The 26,453-nt window shown below is 44.7% G+C and carries 24 protein-coding genes and 1 pseudogene; 11 read left to right on the top strand and 14 right to left on the bottom strand.

Annotated features, from left to right (window positions below; all coding sequences use genetic code 11):
* Positions 1–222 (top strand): annotated as a pseudogene (locus tag FC51_RS05240) (quinone oxidoreductase family protein); the annotation flags it as partial.
* A 65-nt stretch (positions 223–287) separates the two neighbouring features.
* Here FC51_RS05240 and purB read toward each other — a convergent pair.
* The gene (purB, locus tag FC51_RS05245; protein ID WP_057909961.1) at positions 288–1,583 is read right to left on the bottom strand and encodes an adenylosuccinate lyase; all 1,296 of its coding nucleotides are present in this window, start codon (positions 1,581–1,583) and stop codon (positions 288–290) included.
* Between the two features lie 228 nt (positions 1,584–1,811).
* Here purB and FC51_RS05250 point away from each other — a divergent pair, with 228 nt between their 5' ends.
* From FC51_RS05250 to FC51_RS05260, 3 genes are all read left to right on the top strand, one after another.
* Positions 1,812–3,092 (top strand): adenylosuccinate synthase, encoded by a 1,281-nt coding sequence (locus FC51_RS05250; protein ID WP_057909962.1) that lies wholly within the window; start codon positions 1,812–1,814, stop codon positions 3,090–3,092.
* Positions 3,093–3,115: 23 nt separating this feature from the next.
* Positions 3,116–4,087, top strand: coding sequence for a GMP reductase (locus FC51_RS05255; RefSeq protein ID WP_057909963.1), 972 nt, complete (start codon positions 3,116–3,118; stop codon positions 4,085–4,087).
* Positions 4,088–4,243: 156 nt separating this feature from the next.
* Positions 4,244–4,564, top strand: coding sequence for a hypothetical protein (locus tag FC51_RS05260; protein WP_057909964.1), 321 nt, complete (start codon positions 4,244–4,246; stop codon positions 4,562–4,564).
* Positions 4,565–4,623: 59 nt separating this feature from the next.
* Here FC51_RS05260 and FC51_RS12690 read toward each other — a convergent pair whose 3' ends face one another.
* The 4 genes from FC51_RS12690 to FC51_RS05275 form a co-directional block, all read right to left on the bottom strand.
* Positions 4,624–4,713 carry a DUF5776 domain-containing protein gene (locus FC51_RS12690; RefSeq protein WP_225355030.1) on the bottom strand — a complete coding sequence of 30 codons (90 nt, stop codon included), beginning with the start codon at positions 4,711–4,713 and terminating at the stop codon, positions 4,624–4,626.
* Between the two features lie 113 nt (positions 4,714–4,826).
* The gene (locus FC51_RS05265; protein WP_057909965.1) at positions 4,827–5,432 is read right to left on the bottom strand and encodes a LysM peptidoglycan-binding domain-containing protein; all 606 of its coding nucleotides are present in this window, start codon (positions 5,430–5,432) and stop codon (positions 4,827–4,829) included.
* Positions 5,433–5,640: 208 nt separating this feature from the next.
* Positions 5,641–7,038, bottom strand: a complete 1,398-nt coding sequence (gene nhaC, locus FC51_RS05270; protein ID WP_057909966.1) for a Na+/H+ antiporter NhaC — start codon at positions 7,036–7,038, stop codon at positions 5,641–5,643.
* 274 nt (positions 7,039–7,312) lie between these two features.
* Positions 7,313–7,867 carry a GNAT family N-acetyltransferase gene (locus tag FC51_RS05275; protein ID WP_057909967.1) on the bottom strand — a complete coding sequence of 185 codons (555 nt, stop codon included), beginning with the start codon at positions 7,865–7,867 and terminating at the stop codon, positions 7,313–7,315.
* 88 nt (positions 7,868–7,955) lie between these two features.
* Between FC51_RS05275 and FC51_RS05280 the strand changes: the two genes are divergently transcribed.
* Positions 7,956–8,345 (top strand): hypothetical protein, encoded by a 390-nt coding sequence (locus FC51_RS05280; protein WP_057909968.1) that lies wholly within the window; start codon positions 7,956–7,958, stop codon positions 8,343–8,345.
* Positions 8,346–8,348: 3 nt separating this feature from the next.
* On the opposite strand, the gene trxA is transcribed toward FC51_RS05280, so the two are convergent.
* From trxA to FC51_RS05300, 4 genes are read right to left on the bottom strand one after another with little or no spacing between them, the layout of a single operon-like run.
* On the bottom strand, positions 8,349–8,675 hold the full coding sequence (trxA, locus tag FC51_RS05285) for a thioredoxin (RefSeq protein ID WP_057909969.1): 327 nt from the start codon (positions 8,673–8,675) through the stop codon (positions 8,349–8,351).
* Positions 8,653–9,411 (bottom strand): TerC family protein, encoded by a 759-nt coding sequence (locus FC51_RS05290; protein WP_081037527.1) that lies wholly within the window; start codon positions 9,409–9,411, stop codon positions 8,653–8,655. The genes trxA and FC51_RS05290 overlap by 23 nt, the downstream gene beginning before the upstream one ends.
* 25 nt (positions 9,412–9,436) lie before the next feature.
* The gene (locus tag FC51_RS05295; RefSeq protein ID WP_057909971.1) at positions 9,437–10,060 is read right to left on the bottom strand and encodes a glycoside hydrolase family 73 protein; all 624 of its coding nucleotides are present in this window, start codon (positions 10,058–10,060) and stop codon (positions 9,437–9,439) included.
* Positions 10,061–10,092: 32 nt separating this feature from the next.
* The gene (locus tag FC51_RS05300) at positions 10,093–11,073 is read right to left on the bottom strand and encodes a linear amide C-N hydrolase (RefSeq protein ID WP_057909972.1); all 981 of its coding nucleotides are present in this window, start codon (positions 11,071–11,073) and stop codon (positions 10,093–10,095) included.
* A gap of 169 nt (positions 11,074–11,242) precedes the next feature.
* Between FC51_RS05300 and FC51_RS05305 the strand changes: the two genes are divergently transcribed.
* The 3 genes from FC51_RS05305 to FC51_RS05315 all read left to right on the top strand — a co-directional run bounded on the left by FC51_RS05305 (position 11,243) and on the right by FC51_RS05315 (position 15,974).
* Positions 11,243–13,954 (top strand): MMPL family transporter, encoded by a 2,712-nt coding sequence (locus FC51_RS05305; protein WP_057909973.1) that lies wholly within the window; start codon positions 11,243–11,245, stop codon positions 13,952–13,954.
* 291 nt (positions 13,955–14,245) lie between these two features.
* The gene (locus tag FC51_RS05310; protein WP_057909974.1) at positions 14,246–14,737 is read left to right on the top strand and encodes a C40 family peptidase; all 492 of its coding nucleotides are present in this window, start codon (positions 14,246–14,248) and stop codon (positions 14,735–14,737) included.
* Between the two features lie 121 nt (positions 14,738–14,858).
* Entirely contained in the window at positions 14,859–15,974 is a 1,116-nt protein-coding gene (locus tag FC51_RS05315) for an acyltransferase family protein (protein WP_057909975.1), read from the top strand.
* A gap of 27 nt (positions 15,975–16,001) precedes the next feature.
* On the opposite strand, the gene FC51_RS05320 is transcribed toward FC51_RS05315, so the two are convergent.
* From FC51_RS05320 to FC51_RS05335, 4 genes are all read right to left on the bottom strand, one after another.
* Positions 16,002–16,850, bottom strand: coding sequence for an alpha/beta hydrolase (locus FC51_RS05320; protein ID WP_057909976.1), 849 nt, complete (start codon positions 16,848–16,850; stop codon positions 16,002–16,004).
* Positions 16,834–18,081 (bottom strand): PTS transporter subunit EIIC, encoded by a 1,248-nt coding sequence (locus FC51_RS05325; RefSeq protein ID WP_057909977.1) that lies wholly within the window; start codon positions 18,079–18,081, stop codon positions 16,834–16,836. Before FC51_RS05325 ends, FC51_RS05320 begins: the two co-directional genes overlap by 17 nt.
* Before the next feature lie 520 nt (positions 18,082–18,601).
* Positions 18,602–19,039 carry a GNAT family N-acetyltransferase gene (locus FC51_RS05330; RefSeq protein ID WP_057909978.1) on the bottom strand — a complete coding sequence of 146 codons (438 nt, stop codon included), beginning with the start codon at positions 19,037–19,039 and terminating at the stop codon, positions 18,602–18,604.
* 252 nt (positions 19,040–19,291) lie between these two features.
* The gene (locus tag FC51_RS05335) at positions 19,292–19,948 is read right to left on the bottom strand and encodes a histidine phosphatase family protein (protein WP_057911215.1); all 657 of its coding nucleotides are present in this window, start codon (positions 19,946–19,948) and stop codon (positions 19,292–19,294) included.
* A gap of 163 nt (positions 19,949–20,111) precedes the next feature.
* Between FC51_RS05335 and FC51_RS05340 the strand changes: the two genes are divergently transcribed.
* From FC51_RS05340 to FC51_RS05350, 3 genes are read left to right on the top strand one after another with little or no spacing between them, the layout of a single operon-like run.
* Positions 20,112–22,256 (top strand): LTA synthase family protein, encoded by a 2,145-nt coding sequence (locus FC51_RS05340; RefSeq protein ID WP_057909980.1) that lies wholly within the window; start codon positions 20,112–20,114, stop codon positions 22,254–22,256.
* 14 nt (positions 22,257–22,270) lie between these two features.
* Positions 22,271–23,062 (top strand): ion channel, encoded by a 792-nt coding sequence (locus tag FC51_RS05345; RefSeq protein WP_057909981.1) that lies wholly within the window; start codon positions 22,271–22,273, stop codon positions 23,060–23,062.
* Positions 23,063–23,067: 5 nt separating this feature from the next.
* Positions 23,068–25,326: an ATP-binding cassette domain-containing protein gene (locus tag FC51_RS05350; RefSeq protein ID WP_057909982.1), complete on the top strand. Its 2,259-nt coding sequence runs from the start codon at positions 23,068–23,070 to the stop codon at positions 25,324–25,326.
* Positions 25,327–25,452: 126 nt separating this feature from the next.
* Here FC51_RS05350 and FC51_RS05355 read toward each other — a convergent pair whose 3' ends face one another.
* Entirely contained in the window at positions 25,453–26,445 is a 993-nt protein-coding gene (locus FC51_RS05355; protein ID WP_057909983.1) for an NAD(P)/FAD-dependent oxidoreductase, read from the bottom strand.
* Positions 26,446–26,453: the final 8 nt, after the last annotated feature.

Raw genomic sequence — 26,453 nt, forward strand, 5'->3', positions numbered from 1 at the left:
AAAATCATAGATCTTGGACAGCTTCTTAGAAGCATGGACTTTCACTTGCTGGGCAGTGGCTTCGGTTCCTTCACGGCCGCCGAATTGGCCAATGACATGCCGGCACTGTTAAAAATGATCACCGACGGTAAAATCTCAGTCCCCGTGACCACCTATCCGTTAAGCCAAATTGCCGAAAAATGGCATGAATCCGGCGACAATCGCTTGGTCTTTTTGCCCTAAATTAAAAGTCCCCTCAGACTGCCAGTGCAGTTTAAGGGGACTTATTTTATGTTATCGATGGTTGGTTAGTCGAGACCAACCCGAGCAAAAATCTCGTCTACGTGGCGAATGTGATAATGATAATCAAATGCGTCGTTGATCTGTTCTTCATTCAAGGCATCCGTGATCGGCTTGCTGCCTTCAACCAAATCTCGGAATTGAATCCCTTTGTCCCACGACTGCTTGGTCAATGGTTGAACAAGGTCATACGCCTGCTCACGGGTCATTCCTGAATCAATTAATTTGAGCATCACTCGTTGACTGTAAATCAAGCCATAAGTGAGTCCCATGTTACTTTTCATCCGTTCTGGGAAGACAGTTAACCGTTCGACAATATTTGAAAAACGATGCAGCATGTAATCCAACAATGTCAATGTATCTGGAATAATAATCCGTTCGGCAGATGAATGGGAAATGTCGCGTTCATGCCACAAAGCGACATCTTCGTAAGCAGTGACCATATGGCCGCGAACAACCCTAGCCAACCCGCAGATATTTTCCGAACCAATTGGATTCTTTTTATGCGGCATTGCGGAAGATCCTTTTTGACCTGCATCAAAATGTTCTTCAACTTCATGAATTTCGGAGCGTTGCAATCCACGGATTTCAGTCGCAAATTCTTCCAAACTCGTTGCGATCAGTGCCAAAGTTGAAATGTAGTCGGCATGCAGATCACGTGGCAAAATTTGGCTGGTAATCTCCTGTGCTCTTAGGCCAAGTGAATCGCAGACGTACTGTTCAACAAATGGTGGCACGTTGGCATAGGTTCCAACCGCACCGGAGATTTGACCGGCTTCCAATTCTTTTGAAGCCCGTTCAAAACGCCGCTTGTTTCGGTTCATTTCAGAATACCAACGGGCCAGCTTCAACCCAAAAGTGGTTGGCTCGGCCTGAACACCATGGGTCCGGCCAATCATGACCGTATCCTTGTACTTCTTAGCTTGTGTTGCAATCACATCAATGAAGTGATCGATATCTTTTCGAATAATTTCGTTGGCCTGCTTGATTCGAACTCCCCAAGCAGTGTCAACAACGTCGGTACTGGTAACACCATAGTGCACCCATTTCTTTTCCGGACCCAGTGACTTGGAAACATCCCGGGTAAAGGCCACGATGTCGTGATGCGTCACGGCTTCAATCTCCGCAATCCCATCCACGTCAAACTTGGCGTTCTTCTTAATCTTCTCAACGTCCTCGGCTGGAATCTTGCCCAGCTTGGACCATGCCTCATCAATGGCAATTTCAACTTTAAGCCATGCGGCATATTGATTTTGGAGTGACCAAATATTACTCATTTCTGGTAAAGAATATCTATCTATCATAACGAGTCCTTTCTACTAAATAATGACAAGATAATAATACCATATCGTTCACGTTTTGACTATATTATGAGAAGAATAAATGGATTATGTTCGGATTCGGTTTCAAACTCGAATATTAAACGTTTTACTCATTCAAATTATTAACGTTTTGGTTGATTAATACATTGCAAGTTGGTATCATTAAAAATGCTGGGTAGATTCCTGGCAATAAAATTTAGAGGTGTTCATATGTCATCTATTGTGATTGTTGGAAGTCAATGGGGCGACGAAGGGAAAGGTAAGATTACTGATTTCTTCGGCCAAAGCGCTGACATTATCACCCGCTATCAAGGCGGAGATAATGCCGGCCACACCATTGTATTTAATGGCAACAGCTACCATTTACAGCTAATTCCTTCCGGTATTTTCGACCAGGAGAAGTATAGCGTCATTGGTAACGGTGTTGTCGTTAACCCCAAATCCTTGATCAACGAAATGGACAATTTGAAAAAGGATGGAATTAGTACCGATAACTTGAGAATTTCCAATCGTGCTCAAGTCATTATGCCTTACCACATTCTATTTGATGGTTTGCAGGAACAAAAGAAAGACTCCAAGATTGGCACAACCAATAAAGGAATCGGCCCTGCATACATGGATAAGTACGAACGAATTGGTATTCGAATTGCTGATCTCATTGACAAGGATATCTTTGAAGAAAAACTTCGAAGCAATCTCGCAATCAAGAACGAACTGTTGACTAAGATCTACGGTGAAGAACCACTCGAATTTGAACCAATCTTTAATGAATATAATGAATACGCAGACCGCATTCGCCCTTACGTTGTTGATGCTTCCTACATCATTAACAATGCATTGGATGACAACAAAAACGTTTTGTTTGAAGGCGCTCAGGGTGTCATGCTCGATGTCGACCACGGGACTTACCCGTTTGTCACCTCATCGAACCCAAGTGCCGGCGGTGCCGCTATTGGAACCGGCGTGGGTCCTAACCGAATCGACCACGTCATCGGTGTCTGCAAAGCCTACACTTCCCGTGTTGGTGAAGGCCCCTTCCCAACGGAATTGCATGACGAAATTGGCGACCATATCCGCGAAGTCGGCCATGAGTATGGTGTTGTAACCAAGCGGCCACGCCGAATCGGCTGGTTCGACAGTGTTGTTCTTCGCCACTCGGCTCGGGTTAGTGGCTACACCCACCTCGCACTCAACTGTTTAGACATTTTAACAGGAATTAAAACATTAAAAATTTGTGTTGCCTATGAATTGAACGGCAAGAAGATTGACCACTATCCCGCAACTTTAAAAGAGTTGGATGCCTGCAAGCCAGTTTATGACGAGCTTCCAGGCTGGGACGAAGATATTACCAAATGCAAGACATTTGATGAATTGCCAACCAACGCTCAGAATTATTTGAACCACGTCCAAAAAGCAGTCGGAGTCCCTTACGCAACTTTCTCAGTCGGTCCTGACAGAGAGCAGACGAACGTCGTTGAAAAAGTGTGGTAATCACCACCATCCGGAGGTAAATCATGGAAGTATTTGATTATGAAGACATTCAACTTATCCCTAACAAAAATATCATTAAGAGCCGAAGTGACGCTGACACATCCGTAAAGTTTGGTCCCAAGACATTCAAGATTCCGGTGGTCCCCGCTAATATGGAAACCGTTATTAATGAAGACTTGGCCATTTGGCTGGCTCAAAATGACTATTTCTACATCATGCACAGATTCCAACCTGAGAATCGGGAACCATTCATCAAGAAGATGCACTCACTGAACCTTTACGCTTCAATCAGCGTTGGTATCAAACCTGAAGAATACGAATTCATCGACCAACTAGTTTCTGATGACCAAAAGCCAGAGTACATCACAATTGATGTTGCACATGGCCATTCGGATTATGTTATCCAGATGATCCACTACATCAAGGAACAATTGCCAGACAGTTTCCTGATTGCTGGGAATTTGGGAACACCGGAAGCCGTTCGCGAAATTGAAAATGCCGGCGCCGATGCAACCAAGATTGGAATCGGCCCAGGTAAAGCATGTATCACTAAGCTGAAGACCGGTTTTGGGACTGGCGGCTGGCAATTGGCTGCTCTTCGTCTCTGCTCAAAGGCCGCAAGAAAACCAATGATCGCTGACGGTGGTATTCGCTTTAACGGCGATATCGCCAAGTCCGTTCGTTTTGGCGCTTCAATGGTCATGATCGGTTCATTATTGGCAGGTCATGAAGAAACACCTGGTAACCTAATCAGTATTGATGGCAAGAAATACAAACAATACTGGGGTTCAGCATCTGAACGTCAAAAGGGTGCCTACCGCAACGTCGAAGGCCGACAAATGTTGGTGCCATACCGTGGCCACATTTCAGATACTTTAAACGAAATGCAACAGGACCTTCAGTCATCGATTTCATATGCCGGTGGCCGTAAGTTAAACGATATCACCAAAGTTGATTATGTCATTGTTAAAAATTCAATTATGAATGGTGACTAACCTTTCATAGCAAAGCGGTCGGGGCGAAACTAAATGTTTCACTCCGACCGCTTTTTTGCCCTGAATTGTTTTTCAAACGATATATTTCTTGCCTTTTAAGTATACAAACGTCTAAACTAAGTATTAAATGATTCATCATGAAGGGACTTGAAGTCAATGAATAACTTGTTTGACGTATTACAAATGGTGCGTTTTAACCATCTATCATTCGATTCTTCCCAGGTCGTTATTACAGATGTTGAGGGAAAACCAAACGCAATTTTAACTGATCTGTTCCGAGACGTGGTCAGCAAGGTTAACCTGTTTATCGACCTTTCAGAGGCGTTTGACGCCGGAGATGTCGTTGCCTCACTCAAAGCCCACACCCCACTTCCTGCCGACGTATTGGACGAGTACGGCAAGATTTTGCGTGAACCACTGGTTGGCATTAACTTTGCACCGCAGAAGGGGCAGATGGAGTTGCTGGTGAGAGGCTAATAAAGTATGTAGTAAAGGTATTCGCGATTTGCGAATACCTTTTTTATAACATTTACCGCTTAATCAGCGCCGTGAATGATTAACTTCTTATTACCGGTAATATAATATCCGTTCGTTAACTGATAACGAGTCGTCAAGTTATGCTTCACAAGCCAACGTCTTTTGATTAATCAAAAAAACAACCCCGACACGGTTATCCGCATCGGGATTGCTTTTACTTTAATGCTTGGAAGCTGAACAGCTTACTTCGCATTTTGATTCTTTAGTTTAATGCCCAGGCACCCATTCCTTGTGACTGGTAAATCCGTGCTGCATCGTTCACTTGTTCGCGCCAGTCATTACTTGTAGTGTAAAGTGATTGGTACAAACCATGAGCAGTTGAGCTAGGGTTTTGTGCAGTTGGGTTGTTTCTTGATTCACGGTAACTGATGGCCAACCAAGTTGATGCTGAAACACCAGTCTTTTGTTCCATCAATTGTGCTGCTTGTTCTGCAACTGAACCGCTAGTAGCCGTTGATGATGTTGTTGATGCTGCTTGGCTAGTTTGGGTTGAAGCTGCTGAGCTATAACTCTGTGTTTGTTGAGTTGTTGTTGCTTGTGCTGCATGTGCGCTACCCTGAGTAGTTGATGCGCTGTCTGCTGAAGGAATGGTTAATTGTTGTCCAACAGTAATGACATTGGCATCCTTAAGATTGTTTGCACTCTCGATAGCCTTGACTGAGGAATTGTATTGTTGTGAGATTCCCCATACGGTGTCGCCTGACTTAACTGTAACTATTGTTGATGCTGATGCATATGCGGATCCTGCGAAGAAAAGACCAATAGCTGCGGCTGAAGTTGCGAAGATCATAGATAATACTTTTTTCAAAATTACACACTCCTATATCTGTGTTCTGTTTCTAGAATTTTTGTCGACCTCATCAATCAACAATACATAGTGTATAGTTACGAAGTTACCATCAAATATCACAGGCATTAAGAAAAACCGTTCGACCGTAACTAATGTAATGAGTAAGTAATCTTTGTCAAATATCCAATTGACGATTTGTTAGTAAAACGTTGTTAAACTCGCAATGCTAGTCGTTTTCATGCGTTTTCAAATGTTTCAAACCGACCCCGGTAAAGCCACTGAGAATTGAAAAAATAGGAGAACTTAAACTAAATATTGCAAATGGCAGGTACTGAATCGTCGGAACTTGAAGTGTATTCGAAGCAAATACCCCGGCAACCCCCCATGGAATCAGATAATTAATCACGGTCCCGCCATCTTCAAGCGCCCGGCTTAATGCAACCGGGGCCAAGCCAGCCTTTTCAAAGGTTGATTTGAACGCATTTCCTGGCAGAATTACGGATAGGTATTGCTCGCCGACAAATAAGTTGACACCAATCCCACTTAATATAACCGCAGAAATCAGCGAACCATTTGACTGTAATTTTCTGGACAACGGCCCCATTACGGCATCAATCACACCAAACTTCATTAAGAGGCCACCCAGCGCCAGAGCCGAAATAATCAGGGCAATCGTTGCCATCATACTGGAAATCCCCCCGCGTGTCAGAAGATTATCAACGGCCTTATTTCCGGTATGAGAAACAAATCCGTTTGTCAAAATGTTGATGACTGATTGAATTTTTGTCCGCGGATTCTCGATATAAATCATCCCCACCGCGACCAGAATATTAATAAACAGTGTCGGAATCGCCGGGATTTTTCGCCATGCACAGACAAACATCAAGACAATAGGAAGAAACGCCCACAGCGAAATGCTGAAGTGACTGGTCAAAATAGTCACCGTATGGTCGATTGAAGTCGTGTTCAGCTTAGCGTTTGATCGGCCAATGATGAAAAAGACAATCAGTGACGTGAAAAATGCCGGAATTGTCGACCACATCAAGTTGCGAATGTGACTGAATAAATCTGCCCCAACCACAGCAGACGCCAAATTCGTCGAGTCTGATAAAGGCGACGTTTTATCGCCAAAGATGGCACCTGAAATAACCGCTCCTGCGATCATTGCGGGATTAACCCCCATCGTCAGTCCCATTCCCAAAAAGGCAATTCCAATCGTTGAGATAACCGTAAAGGCACTGCCAATCGCCGTTCCAACAATTGTGCAGACAAGAAAGACCGATGGCAAAAACCACTCCGCACTAATTAGATGAAATCCGTAAACCATCAGTGACGGAATCACACCGGCGGCAATCCAAGAACTGATCAACGCCCCAATCAAAATGAAGATAAACATTGGAATAATGCCCGTAGAGATCCCATCAATAATACCTTGATTAACTGAATCCCAGGAAAATCGGCGAACCTTGGCCCAGGCAATCAGCAATAAAATGACAAATAAAATTGGAATTTGGGGCGATATTTGCAACTTGATCACACTGAATCCCATAATCAGCAGCATCATTGCCAGGACAATCAGCCCTTCAGTCAATCCAATTCGTGGTGCTTTGACAACTTGTTTCATCGTTTTTCTCCTTATATCTAAAAATCCATATTTTTTTGAATTAAAAAAGCATCCCTCAGCCCAATCAAGGACTAAGGGACGCTCGCGCGTGGTACCACCCAACTTAAGCTGCACAACTGCAGCCCACTCACTAGATGATATCGGTTCTAGCTATTATCCGTTTATTATCCCACCACGGTAGTTCACCAATAAGTCCTGACCGATTCGCATCACCCACCGGCTTTCTGACACCCAGACCTATCCGTTACTTTAATATGGAAGTTTATATATGAACTTAATAATTGGTGCTTCTGACCCCGAAGAATTCTTCAGGATAATAAATCTTACCGCCCTTTTGGAACAGCGCGCCGTCAAATAGCGGCTTAATCAAATTAGCGTTGAAGTCAACATTGACAGTCGGCAAAATATCGAAGTTGTCAGCAGGGACGTAGTTGTTCTTAAAGAAGAAATCTGAATTGTCAATCGCACTAACAGCGCGATAACCGGCCAAACGAGCCCGTGTTTCCAACTCGATAACCATTTCTTGGCCAACTCCGTGATTTCGATACTTGCTCAAAACACCGATCTCGACAATCGAAACAATCGGAAATTTGTGCGTTGCGGATCGGACCGTTGCCGGCACCATGAGCGCGTGACCAATTACCTGATGATTGTCATCTTTAGCGACCACTTCAAACTGTGATTGGTAGCCCTCGCCCGATCTGAGCCGGTCGACCATGTCAACTTCGTCTCCGTCGGTGTTGGGACCATCATTCTTATAACTGTCTGCGATGATACCCCGTACAGCCGCATAATCTTTGCGATCAATTGTCTCTACTGAAAATTTCACAATTTCATCTCACTATCTATATTTTTCCAACTTGATATAATATATGGTTAAATAGTATCACAAAATCTACCTGGAAAGTTGGTCGATTATGACAACAAAATCTAAACTAACCATAATTAGCATTTTAACATATTGTGCCTTTATTATCTTTGCTTTATTCACAGATGTCCTCTCACCTGCCAAAATCGGCATCACGTGGACGATCTTTTGGTACATCGCTGCCGCTGGAATTATCTATTATCTGTGGTTTAAAAATCTCATTTTTCAGCGGGTCATGTATTTCAGCAAAGCTCTCGGACTCACCCAAACGGATTTAGCCAAGATGCTGCCCAATTTAAAGCCGAGCCAAGTCGTTCCCGATCCGTCCAAGCCGGCAATTTTGGCGCCGGTCTTCACCTTCCCACTGCAGGGATTGGATATTTTAAATGCCAAATTAACGCCGATGGCAAAAGAAAAAGGCATCAAACCATTCCGTTGATGTCTATGCGTTGACTTCGGCAATCTTCGCCTCAAAATACTTTTTTAACTTATCCTTTGGGTAAACGCCGGTCACTTTTTCCTTGGCCTGCCCGTTTTTGAATACGACTAGGCTGGGAATGCTCAAGACGTGATACTTTTCAGCAATTTCTTGATTGCCGTCGACGTTCATCTTTCCAAAGTGAATCTGATCACCATACTCTTTTTCCAAGTCCGCCAATATTGGGTCTAAGATCTTACAAGGACCGCACCACGGCGCCCAGAAATCGATGATGGTGATTTTATTATCCGTTTCTTCTTCTAAATTCTCAGGTGTGATCTTCGTGCTCATTTGTCGTCCTCCGATTCTTGCGTACAAAGTGAATAATCAAGGTGATGATGACTGCCACAATCACGATGCCACCAAATGCGGTGGCTGGGATTTCGATGTCAATTGCTGGGATTGAAAGAAAGAGCTTTAATGCAATAATGGCGATTAATATATAGGCCATTGGCTGCAGCTCGGGAATCACTGCCATTAAGCGCATGATGACCTCGGCGACGCCTCTCATCGCCAAAATACCAATCATTCCACCTAGCAACACGATAACTGGGTTTGATGAGATTGCCAGCGATGCCAACACGGAATCAACCGAGAAAACAACGTCCATGAATTCGATTTGAGCGACGACCGACCAAAATAAAGACAACCCGTGCTTTTTTTCACTCGCTAACTTCTTGGTTCGAACAATTTTTGTTTTCCGGAAAAATTGATACACCAAATACAATAGATACAGTGACCCGATGACCTTAATTTCCCAAAAATGGATCAGGTACGTCCCGACTCCAATAATCAAGAAGCGAAAAATATACGCTCCCCACAAGCCATAAAACAACGACTTTTCCCGCTGAACTTTGGTTGGTAAGGCCTGCGTTTGCGCAGCCAAGACGACTGCGTTATCCACTGAAAGCAGACATTCAATTGTGACAAGCGATAAAATAATCAGCCAGTCGCTTCCACTGGTAATGACCGTTCCCCAGTTATGGGGATCAAAGAACGGACCGTATAAATTAGAAACCCAATCCAACAATGTGGCGTTCACCTCGTAATATTTAGACTCTGGAATTAATTGCTCTTAAATCATACCGGCTTAAGTCATACTTGACAATGATGTGATTTAATTTTTGCGCGTAATGCGGGTCTGTAGCATAGCCATTTTCCTGCAATAAGTGGGTCGACGTTCGGTAGCTCAAAATATTTTTGGACTTAATAAATTTGGCACTGACAAGCTGATTGTGATCGGCGATTGAAGCAGCCAGGCTCGGATATTTTCGAAACTGGGCCAAAACTTTGATGGTCTTGCCGTTTTCAACTTCTTGGGTATAAAACTGCACCGACCGCCCCTGATAACTTCCCTTGATTCCAAATAAGTTGTTCGCCGTTGTCGTTAACTCAGACGTTCCGAATTGCGATTCCAAAATTGCCTGGGCGATCACGACGCTTGGCAGCACTTGGCGATCCCTTAGATACAGCTTAACCGCTGGATTGCCCACTTCGCTAATAAACGTCCGCTTTTGCTTTTCGGAAAAATGATCCGACTTTTTCTGAACCAAAGTGGGCGCTTTTGGCGACTGTGGTGATCGACTGCTTAATTGACCGCGATACGTGACGGCTGCACCTAACACCACAAATGTGATTAGTAATAATAAAATGATGCGCCAACCTTGTTTTCGCAATTTAACTTCTCCCCACAGACACCTTCAATTACCTAGTTTAACTCATTAAAAACAATTTTATCATCAACTGGGAAAAATTTGACCTCATTTGAGTGAATTAATTCATCAGTAAGTTGAATTTTGACCACTGATTTGGCATGATACGGCTGGTAGTAGTAATTTCGGCTCTCACAGCAAACCGCTGCCCGATAGACCGAATAGGTTGGCTGATGCGCCGTGCTCTTAGGAACGTTCACCGAATCCAAAATATGCCAGCAGTTATCAACCGCTTCGTTTTCATTTTGCGGCAGGTCAATTCGTTCTTTGAGATAAGCTGCCCGAACAAATCGTGATCCCGGAGAATAAGAACCAGGTGGAATTGATTTTCCGGACACATTCCCAGTTGTTACCCGTGGTGTATTCAACGGAACCGACCCATTGATAAAGTCAGGTGTGAAGTCCATGTATTTATTTAATTTATCGATCTGACGGTCGAAGTGATTGCTGTTCGTCAAAACGCCCAACGGATTATCGATTATTTCGATCGGGGTTGTCACCGGCTCAATGACGACAATTCGACCCGTTGAATCACAGGCAGCAAAGTGCAGTTCACTATGCCCGTATTTCATCAAGCTATACTTATCTGCCATTAACTCAATTTCTTCAATGTGTTCCTCAATGTCTGCAACCGATTGATAATTGGACAGCAAAAAAAATGACAACTCAAATGGTGCCAAATGAATTTTATCTTCGCCAGGTTCTTCAACCAGTTCACTACCATTGGTAAAGGTAAGTTTTTGAACGGCCAAACCAAATTCGTTGACCCCATCGGACATATCAATCCGGCGGGCGTGCTGGTGACCGGACCCAAGCGTTGCGTATTTGGTGACATACGCTTTATCGTCATAAACGGAATGCCAAGTGTAATTGCGCGGAACAAAGACCGGATGAGCGCCGAGCTGCGGCCAGTCCATCGTCCGTGACAGGACATGGGCACCATCCACCTGACCGATTTGAAAAATACTTGTACACATTTGTTGACCCCCTCTTTAAATAAATCTTCAAGTCATTACTAAAAATTCGTGCAAATCTCCTAATGATAATTCATCAAAACGGCCGAAACGTATCGCGCTTGCTTTCATAAAATGGTAAACTCTTAATATATGGGCCTATTTAATACATACATATTTAGGGGACGAATTGATGAAGGAAACTATTTCAAAACTACACAAAAATCGCTTATTCACGCTGCTAGTATGGCTGATTATGACATTTATTGCAATTATAGTCGCTCCAAACGTTACGGATACGCTTCAATCATACAGTCAGCCAACTTACAGTCAATCATCGCAGCCGGCACAGGCGCAACAACTTCGCAAGGACTGGGGGTACGGTCTCGGCCAAGCATCAACGGTTAACGTTGTCTACAATAACCCAAAGGGAAAGATTACCCCTCAGCAGCAGACAAAAATCGATACCGCATTGAACAAGTTAAAACAGCACCAATCATTTTACAGTATCAAAAAGATTGTGACGCTTAATACCAACGTCGCCGGCCAACAGCAATTACTGTCAAAGGACGGATCCACTCAGATTGCGACCCTTGATATTGACGCCAAGAGCAACACCCTTCGCGTATTAACAAATGAACTTGTCAACGAGGTGAAGGTGTCAGGATTGCAGTCTTACATTACCAGTCCGGAAATCGTTCGGGATGTGAACAACGAAAAGACTGCCCAGGTGACCAACATTGTTTTAATCACTTTGTTTGCTGTCTCCATTTTGATTGTCGGCATTTATTTCCGGTCGTTGCTGGCACCGCTGATTTCATTTATCACCCTCTTTGCTTCGTTTGTGGTATCGTTTAGCCTTTCGACCATTCTCGCCAAACACTTCGGCTTTGCATACAATCAATATGTCCCGCTTGAAATTGGCATTGCGACCGTCGTCATTGGAACCATTTGGAATGTCTATATTTACCGAAAGCTCCGAAGCGTCTTGGCACTGCAGCGCGAGGCCCGTTACGCGACCAAACAAACAATCGATGACTTGCGGTTCCCGATCACAGTTGTCGGAAGTGCATTGGCCCTTATTTTCGCCTGCTGTGGCTTCATCAATTATGATCAATTGCAGTCCCTATGGACCCTTGGTGTGACCTACGTCGTCCTCATGTTGGCCACCTTAACGCTGAACGCAGTCTTTCTGGCAGCCTTGGGTGAAAGCCTCTTCTGGCCGTCCAACGCCCCACTTACAGCAATGAAATCACATTTCTGGACTCAGGCAACCGAGTTTTCACTTTGGCAGCCAATTGCCAGCTTCATGGTGGTTTTATATCTGACATTGCCGTTTATCTACTTCTACCACACAAGCTTGAACTACTCACCAATGACTAACGTGACTCAAACCAATCAGGCAGTCAAAGGTGCCCACGTCCTTCAAGCCCACTTCTCAGAAGGAAAAGCGACACCCATCACCATTTATTTAAAGAATAACCAACCTTTGGATAACGAAAAGTATCTCCAGCACTTGGATCAATTAACCAGCAAATTACAGCATACCAAAGGGGTCAGCGCAGCTTATTCACTCACCCAACCTAGCGGAATGCCGATTGAAAAGTATTACGTTTCCAATCAGTTGCAGTCAATCGGCCTCAACGCCAAGCAGGCAACCGGCCAGTTATCCCAGGCATCAACCGGGATTCAAACCAGCGGCAGTAACCTTAACCTTTCAACATTGAAACAACAGGTTAAGGATATGCAACAACTGGTTAAAAAGAGCAATCAGATCGTCGAGGACAGTTCGAGCCTCGCTTCTCAAGTCAACAGCGTCGCCGCAAATGCAAGTGTGAGCGTTCAACAGGGCGCATCCAGGCGGGTTCGACTGTACCAACAAAAGATTAACGAATTGAACCAGTCCCTTCAAAGTGTTTCGGCCGGTATCAGCCAGTTAAACGCTGAAGGATCGGTCATCCAAAATTACGGCCAAAACAGTGCCAACAATCTGCAAAGCTATAGTCAACAAATCAGCCAGGTTCAAAAGCAACTTAAACAAGTTAGCAGCCAGGTTCATTCCTCAACTGATCAGTTAAATAACATTTACGATTACTTGAATGGATTACAAAAATCCGGTGCTGCCAACGTTTATTACATTACCAAAGCGCAGCTGGCCGACACTGATTTTCTCCAGACGATGTTGAACTACACCAGCCAGGATAAAAAGATTACCACGATTCAAGTTGTGTTGAAAAACGCCCCTTCAAGCAAGAACAACGTTCAACAGGTTAAAACGCTTGAAGACCAAGTCAATCTTCAGCTTCGTGGAACGCCACTATCAGCTGACAAGGTCGCCTTTAGCGGTGAACCCGTTACCCAAGCCATTAATCAATCCAAGTACAGCCATCATTTTGTCACCTTATTGGCAATTGTCATTATTGGCATCTTGGCGACCGTCTTTATCGTCAGCCGTTCAATCTTACAACCACTTTACTGGACAGTCGCTTTCGTGATGTCTGCGGCCACCGGCTTTCAATTAACCTACCTGACCATGCATTACGTCACCGGCACCAACCAGTTCGACTGGCAGGTTCCAATGCTCGCTGTCAGCATCTTAACGGCTATTGCAGCTTGGCAAATTATCGCGTTGGGGCTTTCCTTCCGTTACACAGAATTATCGCTGCTGGAGTGGATTCGACCGACGATGGCAAGTTACGGTAAAATTGTTCGTTATATTTTGCTGGTCGTCATTGCCCTAGCGATCGGGTTAACCTTCGGCGCATCGTTTGCAATGATTGAAACTGCCTTAATCGTCATTTATACGGTTTGCGTTTATTACCTGATCTTGCCGATGATCGTTTCTTCAATGGGTAAGTTGGCTGTGACGTTACCAAGTAAAAAGAATATTCTAAAGAATAAGTAATGAATTTATTAACTTTTATTTAAACTATTCATATTAAAATAATAAATTCAACTTTGAAATTTCAAAAATACAATCAAAAATGACACTCAATTCACTTTGGGTGTCATTTTTGATTGCTCACTTGTTTTTGCTTTCACAACGGTCTTTGTAAGCGATTATTCACATGCACCATGACGAATGTTTCAGCTGACATATGACTTTTAACTGCATTGCAAATAGTTTGTTACACGACTGCAACAATTCATTGGTAAAGTTAGGGTTGTACATTTGATAGGGAGTTGTTGATAAAAGATGAAATTACATACAAAAATATTATTAACCTTAGTTGCACTTTTCACATTGTCATTCGCCGGTTTTGAAGATGCTCAAGCATCAAAAGCCGCTGACACAGACGTTTCATATTCAGCAGTATATAAAGTTGCTAAGCAAAACCTTGGTAAGCCTTATGTATATGGTGCTACCGGTCCTTCAGCATTTGATTGCTCCGGCTTTACCAGCTACGTTTATAAGAAAGCTGCCAGCGTCACGCTACCACGGACTGCTCAAGCACAATATAACGCAGGCCAAAAGGTTTCATACAAGAACTTACAAAAAGGCGACTTGGTCTTCTTTGGTTGGAATGCCGCATCAATTTCTCACGTTGGTTTATACATCGGCAATGGTAAGATGATCGATGCTCAAAACCGCGGTGTGATTACTGAAACAGTTAAAGCACCATGGTGGAACTACGTTGGTTCTGCTCACGTTGTTAACTTTGACAGCGATAATGATACCGACGATTAATATCTAAACACATATAACGACAATTCAAATAACTATCACCTAAAGAGGCTGGAATCGATTTGATTCCAGCCTCTTTTTGCGTATATTGGAAGTAATAATACCCTACGAAAGGAGTTCCACCATGAAATATGAAGCCAAGTCACCTTTGGCCGCTGATATTGGTGATTATCTAAAAGTATTCGCGTGCACGGCGGTAATGCTTCAAATCATCCTTGTCGAAGCCCTGCAAACCCATCCAAGTCCGTCTGCTCAAATTGGAATTGGTATCTTTTACGATCTGACAAAATTTACTGCTCCAGCTTTCATAGCCGGAATTCTGTACACCACTACCCGAATCGCTGTCGACTCTAACCTGACATATCGCACCTACCTCATCCAAATGTGGCACGCACTATTCATTCCAACGATTGCTTGGACAACTATTTACTTGTTGGTCATGCCCTGGGTCCAACAAGTCCATCGCTACCATGACTTACAAACGTTTGCTTGGCAATTTATTAACGGAAACGCGGCGCCTCATCTCTGGTACAACTCGATGATGCTACAGTTCATCATTTTAATGCCGGCGTTTTGGTGGCTCGCCCGTTGGTGTGGTCAAAATCGTTTTCGGGGCATCTTGGTACTGATCACAGTCAGCCTCATTCAGATTGCCTGGTTGGCCTTTTACGATCGCCAAGTTTTTCACGGCCCTCACATGCAGGATTGGTATCTGTTGGATCGGCTGTTTATCAGCTTTCTGATGTATGGCGTCTTAGGCGTCCTTGCGTGGCAGTACCGCCACATCACCACCCGCTTTTTGCACAAGTGGCACTGGGTGATTCTCATAATTGCTGGTGCGTCGTTCGTCTGGATTAATTGGGAGTTGCTGTCATATTCACTGCCGATTCAAGTCATCAATGCGCCCTACTATAAGCCATCAATGACCGTCTACGATTTAAGTATTATTTTTCTCATTGCCGCATTTGCTGCCACCCAACTTACCAACCGTCCCCAGATTGCTCAAACGATTCACTTCATGGCCAACTATGCTTACCCGGCGTTTCTTTCAAATGTCTTTTGGAACCAGCTGCTGTGGCTGACCTTTGGCCGTGCTTTGACCACAAATAAGCCCCTAATTGGCATCATCCTGGTTTATCTCGGTACCTGGGTTCTGTCATTTGCATCGGCCATCATGATTCACTGGGTTTGGAAGCAAATACGAAGAATGATCTTTGTCAGATCCAAGAACAATCAATAACAGCCGAGACTCACTTGGCGGTTCATTTTATTCCGGACGGCGCGGCTTGTGATGCGTTAACAGATATTGTTTGATTAACCGCACAATCTGGTCGTTTTGTGGCAGATCCGAGTGTTGCGCATCAGTTCCCGATACCGTGATCGTTGTAAAATGCTTCACCTGACCCTGAAAAACATAGCGACTCGCCATCACACTTACCACCGGCACAATACCGTCAGAGGTGTAATTTTGAGTCCCTGCGACCGAATAAACGCTCAGGTTGGTCGGCAGCTTCTTTCGATTCTTTATGAAGTCGGACAGCATCTGCGTTTTATTTTGGATTGATTGTTCATCAAAATTAAACGGAGAGCCAATCGTCATCAACTTGGTAATTTTGATTTGATCTTTGTAGTCGGCAAAATAATTTTCAAGGAAGTCAGTGAAGATCAGGCCCCCATTTGAATGACCAAATGCTTTGAAATTATTAAAATCAAATCGCTTATCCAATTCCTTGAAGGCAATGTTAAATTGACGTGCTTGTTGCTTAATGTTGGAATAACCATCACGGTTATTTTGAAAGCCAACCACGATAAACGGCTCCTTGTCGCCAGGGCGAATTCGGCCGCTGAATTGCAGTTTATCCTTATTGGTTACCCTAATTTTCAGCAGACTGTGAGGATTGCGCTGATTTTTGTTAAGCTCCTTTACCAACCCGTCAAACCGATTCTCGGTGGCTGAACTTCCAGGAATCATGATAACCGGGGACAGTTGCGAGTTATGCCGTCGGGTTAAAGCAGCAACGTTTTTATGCGACCACTGAAGGGAGACAAAAATCAGACCAACCGTCATAATCGCGACGATTGCTGTTACTAACCATAATTTAGTCCGTCGTTTCATGCTTATCACCCGCGTTTTCGTTCAATCGGTCATACAATTTAACAAATGGTGCATACAGCAGGACATCAATGGCAATTAACACGATTCCCAGAACAAGTACCAGCCAGTTGCCGTTGGTCCCAATAAACCCAATCAGAGGTCCCGGTGTCCCCGACGGTACCGGATAGACTGCCGCTGGAATCCAATTTAATGCTAAGAACAGCGCTACCACGCACATGTTCACCAAGGGCGCCAGCAAAAACGGAATCAATAAGATGGGGTTGTAAAGAATGGGCACACCAAGCATCATGGCATAATTATTGTTAAAAATGGCAGGAAAAGTCGACCAGCGGGCAACAGTCAAAAACTTCTTTCGTTTAGAAAAGATAAAAATTGCGATGATCAAGGCAAGAATGACCCCATTGCCACCAAAGTTCGCAAAACTGTGAAAAAGTGTTGTGGCCGTGTACTTGAATGGGGCGTTATAGGCAGTTCCGGCTTTCAATGCGTGATTAAGATTGGCCAGCGCGGGCGGATCTGTAAACGTTGGACTGGCCGTATATGGGCCCCCAATCGCCAGCCACGACAACAAGTCAGTTAAAAGCCCCATTCCGATGACATACGGAAAAGCATTTCCCTGAACTGGATGGGGTGTAATGGAGAAGATAAACGTTTGAACCTGAGGACTTCTAAGGAAGCTGATGAATAAGTTGGCGAGGACCGATAGGAGCAAAATGATAAGCAATGGTCGAATGACCTGATACGGCCCCGACAACTGATTTCGTTCAAAGGTGACAATCACCCGACCGCATACATAACCGACAATTAATGCGATTAACAGCCCCTGGCCCATTAAGGTCGGGTTAAATACCAATCGACCGCGACTGCCGGTTTGGTACGAAATCATGAGAAAGGACAAAATGCCCACAGCCCCAGCAACCGCGGCTGATTTTTTTCCGTATTCCTTAACGGTAGAATATGCGGCGCCATACGCTCCGTATATGCCGATCATGTCGATCGTACAACGGGAAATGACCCCCGCCAATTGGGATAACGGATGGACGAACGGCAACCATTTAGTGACTGAAAAAAGTGTCGCGATAAACCCACTTGGGGACAAAAATGCAAATTTCAAAACTTCGGCAAAGCTTCCGAGTAACATGATTGGAAACAAAATACTCAGCGTATCGCGAACAATCCGCGTCACTCGGCTTTTGTAAAAGCGTGTTGAGATAGCTAGTAATCGATTCATCACGGTCTCAGTCCCTCTCCGAAACCCCAAGGCAAGTGGGGTCCGACTGTATTATTATCACTATTCTGTTTCAAAATGAAAATTTGTCAAGAAAAAAGTAGAGAGTGCGGAGCAAACCGGTTAGCTTCGGAGCATTAGTGTAACACCCGCCTTTAACGCTGGGTTTGCGTTGAAGGCGGGTGTTGCACTAAGCGGACGAAGCTGGTTTGCGTAGCACATTTAGTGTGACGAGCAACGGTTTGACATGCCGGGTAGGCTAGGCGGTTTCACAGCCGTCGGAGAGCTAAGGCCGCTTTGATTCAAATCTTGATACTGGATTTGAATCAAAGTGGCTTAGATCGCAGTGTCAGTTGCGTCGGAACACGTTTAGTGTGACGAGACCCGGTCACGTTGCACTTTGTTTACGGTCGTCAATCACACCAATCAAAAAAGCAGCTAGCATCATGCAATCCGCATCAGTCTAACTGCTTAACCATTTATCTAATATTTTAAAAGTTTCAACCCGCATTGTTGCATCAAACTAATTTTGCTTAACGACAACCTTCCTCATATTGACATGCGGAATTCCAACTTCCGTGAACGGTTCACCATATTGTTCAAACCCCAGCCGCTGATAAAACCCAATTGCGGTCTTCTGTGCCCCAAGATAAAACATTGGAGCATCTTGAAACATGGGGGATGCCAGCAGATACGCCAGCAATTGTTTCGCATATCCCTGGTTCCGGTAGGCCTTCTCCGTTGCGACTCGCTGAATATGAATACCGGCTTCAGTTACGGTCGTCCGGGCCGTCGCAACCGGTGTCCCATCAACGTATGCGACAAAATGAATCGCGTCAGAATCGGTGCCGTCAAACTCATCGCTTTCATCAATCCCCTGTTCCTCAACAAAGACGTGGTGGCGAATGGTTCTCGCATCTTGATAAATGGTATCTAATTGATCTGTTTGTTTAATTTCCAAAACTCATATCCGCCTACTTTTAGTATCGTTAAATGATGGCTGAAAACGTGCTTTACAGAGCAGCAACTTGCACCTAAGCCAACTAGTGGAGAAATCAAACTCGATTTCCATGCTTGTTGGGCTACCTGGCTGAAAAACGTGCTACACGAGCCAGCTTTTTCCGCTTAGTCCAACAACCACCTTCAACGCAAAACCAGCGTTGAAGGTGGTTGTTAAACTAATGCTCAAAAGCTAACCGGCTCGTTACGCACTCTACTCATTAAACCCCACGACCTCCACCTTGTCGCCGTCAATTTCCAGCTTTGTCACACTGCCGTTTGCCGGGCGTTCCGTTACGTCGTACTTGCCCTTTCCATATCGTTCAACAACGCTTAGCAGTGTATTTCCATGGCTGATCAATAAGACGTTATCGCCATCTTTGATCTTGGGATTACTTTTGATCAAATCAAATCCTTGATCCATCCGTTGCCAATACTCCTCGTTATTTTCTGCTTGGTGAAATGGATCGGCTTCCTTTAGGTAATCTTTGGCCTTGCCAATCGAGTATTTCGCCACAATATCCCCAAAAGTTGGCAAGCCATGTGGTGCGCCGGCCAAATACCACGCCTGGTTCATATCATTTCCTTCAAAGTATCCATAAAACTCTTCACGGAAAAATTTGGCTGTGATTGGTTTTTCAATGTCAGAAGCGTTATTCTTATCTAAAATTGTTTGAGCAGTCTGTTCAGCTCGAGTTGTATCACTGCAGTACGCAGCCACAAATTTTGTGTCCTTCAGCTTTTCACCCGTATCGACCGCATTTTGGATTCCCTTTTCGGTCAAAGGCGAATTACTCCAACCCTGAAGCTTGTTATAGATGTTGAAATAGGTCTGTCCGTGACGAACCATGTACAAAGTAAATTTACTCATGTTGACACATCCTTTACCCTTAATAGTTAAAGTATAACAATTTTTTGGGCCCACGTTCAGGCAAAATCAATTTAAGATTTGGGCAAAATCGCTTGATTTTTCTTTTTTCTGAGAAATTATTTGATAAGATAAAACAAGTAATTCTTTTAAGGAGCAAACCGTTTTGAAATATATTAATTGGGCCCTTGAAAAATGTAGTACACGCAAGGGTTTCATCGTTCTTTTAATCGTCTGCTTTTGGGCCAAAACAATGCTGGCCTATTTTGTCGACCTTGGGCTCGGAATCACCAACCCGTTTCAATTCTTCATTGTCTTGATTAACCCATTGGCCACCACCACTTTACTACTGAGCATTGCGCTTTACTTCAAGAAAAGCCGTTTCTTTTATCCAATCGCGCTGCTAATTGCCATTTTAAACACCGTTTTACTTTACTTAAACGTCATTTATTTCCGTGAGTTCACCGATTTTATGACCGTCAGTACCATGACTGGCTACTCCAAAGTCAACCAAGGTTTGAGCGGCAGCTCGCTCGCGCTGACTAACATCCATGACATCCTGTATTGGATTGATTTGATCGTCATCATTGGCTTAATCGTCTTCAAAAAAATTAAAATTGATCATCGACCATTAAATAAACGGATCGGCTTGGCCGTAACGTCATTTTCGGTCTTATTTTTCGTTGTCAATCTATCGCTGGCCGAAATGGATCGACCACAGTTGCTCACCCGGACATTTGATCGGACTTACATCGTCAAATACCTTGGGCTGGACGCATTTACCGTCTATGATGGCTTGAAATCCCAGCACAATAACGACCTGCGCGCTACCGCCACCAAGTCGGAACTCAACGATGTGCTCAAATTTACGCGCAGTCACTATGCCAAGCCAAACAAAAAATATTACGGAATTGCCAAGGGAAAGAACGTTATCGTCATCCATTTGGAAAGCTTCCAGCAATTTTTGATTGGTAAAAAAATAAACGGTCAAGAAGTGACACCGTTCTTAAATAAGCTTTATAAGAGCAAGTCCTCTTATTCATTTAGAAACTTCTTCCATCAAGTCGGCCAGGGAAAAACTTCTGATGCCGAAAACATGTTGGAAACCAGCACTTATGGTCTACCACAGGGATCCTTATTTGCCCAACTCGGCAGCGACAACACCTTCCAAGCCGCACCAGCTATTTTGAATCAACGCCGTGGCTACACCAGCGCCGTTTTCCACGGAAACATTGCCAGCTTCTGGAACCGGAATAACGTTTATAAAAATATGGGCTACCAATACTTCTTTGACGCCAGTTATTACAACACCACCGGCGACCGCTCGTTGGGCTATGGCTTGAAGGATAAGCTGTTATTTAGAGACTCGGTCAAGTACCTGCAAAATCTCCAACAGCCATTTTACGTGAAGTACATCACCGTAACCAACCATTTCCCGTATGATTTGGACAAAGAAGATACCAATTTCAAGACCACCAATACGCAAGATAAAGTTGTCGATAATTACTTCCTGACAGCTCACTACCTCGATCAGGCGGTTCACGAATTCTATAACTACATGAAAAAGACCGGCTTATTGAAGCACTCGGTTATCCTCTTGTATGGGGACCATTACGGGATTTCCAACTCGGAAAACACCAGCTTGGCCAAGGCTTTAGGCAAAAATCCCGACGATTGGGACGACTTTGACAACGCGCAATTGCAGCGGGTACCGCTCATCATCAACATCCCGGGTAAGAAGAACGGCTTTATTTCCAACAAATATGCCGGCGAAATTGACGTCTTGCCAACCTTGATGCACCTGCTGGGAATTAGCTCGAAACGCTACGTCCAGTTTGGCACCGACATTTTATCCAAACAACATGATCAAGTCGTAGCCTTCCGTAATCAGGATTGGGTCAGCCCGGCCTTCACGTCAATTAGCGGCGATATCTATTCCAATGAGACCGGTCAACTGTTGAAATTAACCAAACGTCAACAGGCTCAGGTTAAAAAGGATAAGAAACGGGTCAACACCGAATTATCGCTGTCAGATTCACTGAACGAAAAGAACCTGCTTCGTTTCTACCATCCAAAGGGGTTTGAAGCAGTTGATCCCCGAAAGTACAATTACGCCGACCTTTATCAAAAAGAAAAGCGGATTGAAAAACGTTTAGGCAAGAAATCAACCAGTATCTATTCCGAAAATGGCGATAAGTCCACTTGGAAAGAGTACTTCACAGACGCGCCTGAAATCCATCATAAGACCACCGACAGCAGTCGAATCAAGATTACCAATCCAGACGCAAACAATACTGACAGCAGTCGCTAGGGGGCAGATCAGTCATGAAACGAGATTCTATGAAATTAAGAATTTTACTTTACAACATCTTGGTCGTCTCATTGGCCTTGGTCTCGTTTGTCCTGGCGATTCTGGCACTGGTCACTAAGATCACCCTCAGCCAAGGGCCATACCGAGTTGTCTTCACACTCATATGGCTCTTTTTCCTGATTGATTATTTAGTTCGATTTAAACGTGCCAAATCAAAAAAAGATTTCTTGATCTCGAATTTGTTTGACCTGATTGCCCTCATCCCGTCGCACCCGATTTTCATATTTTTCCGGATCGCGCGTATTTACACCATCGTCAGGTACTATAACCTACTGTGGCGGTTTGGTCTGTCGGGAAAGTTTACCAATGCGCTGCACAAATTTTTATACGACACTGGTTTTATTTACCTGTTGTCAATCAGTTTGGTCATTTTGATCTTTAGTTCATTGATCTTTGCTTCGTTCGAGCACGATTCACTTCAGAATTCGCTCTGGTGGGCAATTTCGACCGCCACCACCGTCGGGTACGGGGACATCACTCCGAAAACGGATGGCGGTAAAATTATTTCGGCCGTCCTCATGCTCGGCGGAATTGGTTTTATTGGTTTACTGACTTCCACAATTACGGATTTCTTCACATCACAAGACACCCACGTGGATCAAACCGAAGCGCTTAAAGAATTGGCCAAGCAGGTTAACCACCTCTCACGGCAGGTCAACCAGATGCAAAAAGAACTTAAGAAAGAACAGGGCCAGCAAAAGCCCGCCCCAAATCGTTCCCATAAGAAAAAGTCAGGAGGTCGTTGATTTATATGTTTGAACATGGTGCCATCGAAGTGCATGACGCTTACCAGAATAATTTAAAATACGTTGATTTAAGGATTCCTAAATACGCCATCACGGTGTTTGCAGGACTCTCCGGTTCGGGGAAATCATCATTGGTTTTTGATACCATCGCTGCGGCATCCAGACGGGAATTAAACGAAACCTTCCCCAGCTTTACCCAGCAATATTTACCAAAATATGGCCAACCCCACGTCAAAGAAATTGCCCACCTGCCCGTTGCAATTGTGATTGAACAAAAGCGGATCGGCAAAAATGCCAGGTCGACACTTGCCACTTATACCGGCATTTATTCACTACTGCGGCTATTGTTCTCGCGGGCAGGAACCCCATTTGTCGGCTACTCCGATACCTTTTCATTCAATCTGCCACAAGGAATGTGCCAAAAGTGCCAAGGGCTCGGCTACGTTGATGATATTGACGCAAAGGCGTTGATCGACCCCGAAAAGTCACTAAATGAAGGGGCGATTACCTTTGTCAGTTTTGGTCCCAACACATGGCGTTGGCGCCGTTACGCTTATAGCGGCTTGTTTGACAATGATAAGCCCCTTAAAGATTACACCGAAGAAGAAATGCAGACACTGCTTTATGCACCCCAGCATCAATTAAAGGACGCGCCGGAAAAGTGGCCGAGAACCGCCTTATATGAGGGCGTGATCCCCAGAATTCGCCGCTCCATTATCGGTAAACGCGAAGCCCAGCACCATAAAGAAGCCATCGACAAAATCGTCACCCGAAGGCCCTGCCCAGCCTGTCACGGAACGCGTTTGCGGCCAGAAGTCTTGGGATGTAAGATCAACGGCAAAAACATCGCCGATTTACTTTCAATGGACTTGGTTCATGCCTTAAAATTTCTCCATGAAATCAACGTCCCGTTGGTGACCGATGTTATCCGGGAGGTTGCGACCAAGATTCAATCTTTAATCGACATTGGATTGGGTTATTTAACCTTGGACAGAAGTACCGAAACGCTTTCCGGTGGCGAAACTCAGCGAATCAAGATTGCTAAATTCTTGACCAGTGCCTTGGTGGACATGGTCTACATTTTGGATGAACCCAGCGTCGGCCTGCATCCCCACGACATTCAATTAATCAAAAACGCCTTGATTAACCTCAAAAATAAGGGCAACACCATCATGGTCGTCGAACACAATCCCGAGTTAATCCCGATCGCCGACTACGTTGTTGAAATCGGGCCACAGGCTGGTCGCGCCGGCGGTCAAGTCACGTTTACCGGGACCTACGAACAATTGCTAAATTCGGACACGATGACTGGCCGTTATCTCAAGCGGCCCCTGGCCTACCGCACGCCAAGAAAATTTGATCAAACAATTCAACTGAACCATGTCACGACCCATAACTTAAAAGATGTCACCGTCAACATCCCCTTAGGCGTCGAAACGGTCATTTCCGGGGTTGCCGGGTCTGGTAAAAGTTCATTGGTTGATGCGTTGCGCCCGAGACTGCACGAACCTTACATCGATCTCGCTCAGGGAGCAATTGGTACCAATATCCGCTCGACGCCTGTCACTTATTTGGATATCTTGGATGACATCAGAAAGATTTTTGCCCAGGTATCCGGTGCGTCTACCAGCCTATTTAGTTACAACGGCAAGGGCGCTTGTCCGCGCTGTAAAGGTAAGGGCGTCACGATTACCAACATGGCGTTCATGGATCCGGTGGTTCAAAAATGCGAAATGTGTGACGGTAAGCGGTACAACGACGAGGCATTGAGTCATTTGTATCACGGGAAAAACATCAGTGAGGTGCTCAACTTGCCAATTGAATCGGCAATTGACTTCTTTGCCGACACACCAAAAATCTACGACAAGCTCGTCAACATGCAAAAAGTTGGTTTGGATTACCTTACTCTTGGCCAGCCACTGACAACGTTATCCGGCGGTGAACGCCAGCGATTGAAATTGGCTGTTCAGCTTAATCAAACCGGAACCATTTACCTGTTGGATGAACCGACTGCCGGCCTGCACATGAAAGACGTTGCAAAGCTCATCAAGCTATTTGATGAATTAGTCGCTGCCGGCAACACGCTGATCATCGTCGAACACAATTTGGCTGTTATCAGTCAAGCGGATTGGCTGATTGATGTCGGTCCGGACGCTGGTATTTACGGCGGTGAGATTCTCTATTCAGGATTGCCTAAAGCCTCGCAAAATGAACCACGGTCTCGAACTGGCGCGGCATTGAAACAGTATAATTTGGATCGGTAATACAGAATTTTCAGACAAAAAGAGCGGTCGAGTCAAAACTAAACGTTTTGCTTCGACCGCTTTTTGAGTCTGAATGCTCCCAGCTGAATTGTACGCAAAGTAGCAGCTATTTGTCCCACACTCTGATTAATGTTTAATTGACGTACTGTGGATTGGGCCCCTTCGATCTGGGTATAAATTCTTCATAATCGTGTTAATCGCCATTGGGGCCTCCCCAAAGGCGGTCGCAATTAATGGTTGTTTGCCGTCATACGTTGACACGTCACCGATGGCAAAGACGTTGGCTAACTCCGTCCGTCCACTCGGCTGCGCTTCAATTGTCCCCCGATTGATTTCGGGGTGAGCCTGCCACTTGTTTAGGGCATCGTCTTGGGCAATGAATCCATAGTTGACGACAATTTTATCAACCACCAGCTTTTTGACATCTTCAGTCTTCATTTTCTTGGCTTCAACTTCGACCTGCCCATTATCCAACTGGGTCAACCCCTTGATAAGATAGGGCGTAACCGGTTCAATAGTCGATTGAATTAAGCGTTCAACGTTGTGTTCCAAAGCGCGGAATTTGTCACGGCGATGCAATAAGTAGACCTTTTTTGCGACACCGTGAAGAAGCAATGCCTCATCAATCGCCGAATCCCCGCCGCCGGCAACCAACACCGTTTGGTCACGGAACTGCTCCAAGTGCTTGACGCTATAAAACAGGCTTTTACCTTCAAAATCGTCACTATTGTCCACCGCAAGCTTCCGAGGATTAAAGGCGCCAACGCCGGTTGCAATGATAATCGCCTTGGTTTTGGTCACTTCCTGATTAGTTGTGATCTGGTAGCCGCCGTCGATTTGTTCGACATCAATCACCGTCTGATTTAATTTAACGGCCGTATCAGCGCCTGTGAGCTGTTTTTCGAGTTCATCGACTAATGTTCTGGCTTTGATCGTGGGATACCCCCCGACGTCTAATATGGTCTTTTCAGGGTATAATGCGGTAACCTGACCACCAAGTTCAGCCAAGCTCTCGATTAGCTGGGTCTTGGCATTTCGCAAACCAGCGTAAAAGCCGGCAAACATTCCGGCCGGCCCGCCACCAATAATTGTGATGTCGTAAAATGAATTATCTGTCATGATATCTC

Origin of the sequence: Lentilactobacillus parabuchneri DSM 5707 = NBRC 107865, from assembly GCF_001435315.1 — a bacterium.
GTDB lineage: Bacteria > Bacillota > Bacilli > Lactobacillales > Lactobacillaceae > Lentilactobacillus > Lentilactobacillus parabuchneri.

Excerpts from the sequence above, each read along its gene's own strand:
- purB (WP_057909961.1), bottom strand. The coding sequence starts at position 1,583 with ATGATAGATAGATATTCTTTACCAGAAATGAGTAATATTTGGTCACTC.
- FC51_RS05250 (WP_057909962.1), top strand. The coding sequence starts at position 1,812 with ATGTCATCTATTGTGATTGTTGGAAGTCAATGGGGCGACGAAGGGAAA.
- FC51_RS05255 (WP_057909963.1), top strand. The coding sequence starts at position 3,116 with ATGGAAGTATTTGATTATGAAGACATTCAACTTATCCCTAACAAAAAT.
- FC51_RS05260 (WP_057909964.1), top strand. The coding sequence starts at position 4,244 with ATGAATAACTTGTTTGACGTATTACAAATGGTGCGTTTTAACCATCTA.
- nhaC (WP_057909966.1), bottom strand. The coding sequence starts at position 7,038 with ATGAAACAAGTTGTCAAAGCACCACGAATTGGATTGACTGAAGGGCTG.
- FC51_RS05280 (WP_057909968.1), top strand. The coding sequence starts at position 7,956 with ATGACAACAAAATCTAAACTAACCATAATTAGCATTTTAACATATTGT.
- trxA (WP_057909969.1), bottom strand. The coding sequence starts at position 8,675 with ATGAGCACGAAGATCACACCTGAGAATTTAGAAGAAGAAACGGATAAT.
- FC51_RS05300 (WP_057909972.1), bottom strand. The coding sequence starts at position 11,073 with ATGTGTACAAGTATTTTTCAAATCGGTCAGGTGGATGGTGCCCATGTC.
- FC51_RS05305 (WP_057909973.1), top strand. The coding sequence starts at position 11,243 with ATGAAGGAAACTATTTCAAAACTACACAAAAATCGCTTATTCACGCTG.
- FC51_RS05310 (WP_057909974.1), top strand. The coding sequence starts at position 14,246 with ATGAAATTACATACAAAAATATTATTAACCTTAGTTGCACTTTTCACA.
- FC51_RS05315 (WP_057909975.1), top strand. The coding sequence starts at position 14,859 with ATGAAATATGAAGCCAAGTCACCTTTGGCCGCTGATATTGGTGATTAT.
- FC51_RS05320 (WP_057909976.1), bottom strand. The coding sequence starts at position 16,850 with ATGAAACGACGGACTAAATTATGGTTAGTAACAGCAATCGTCGCGATT.
- FC51_RS05325 (WP_057909977.1), bottom strand. The coding sequence starts at position 18,081 with ATGAATCGATTACTAGCTATCTCAACACGCTTTTACAAAAGCCGAGTG.
- FC51_RS05335 (WP_057911215.1), bottom strand. The coding sequence starts at position 19,948 with ATGAGTAAATTTACTTTGTACATGGTTCGTCACGGACAGACCTATTTC.
- FC51_RS05345 (WP_057909981.1), top strand. The coding sequence starts at position 22,271 with ATGAAACGAGATTCTATGAAATTAAGAATTTTACTTTACAACATCTTG.
- FC51_RS05350 (WP_057909982.1), top strand. The coding sequence starts at position 23,068 with ATGTTTGAACATGGTGCCATCGAAGTGCATGACGCTTACCAGAATAAT.
- FC51_RS05355 (WP_057909983.1), bottom strand. The coding sequence starts at position 26,445 with ATGACAGATAATTCATTTTACGACATCACAATTATTGGTGGCGGGCCG.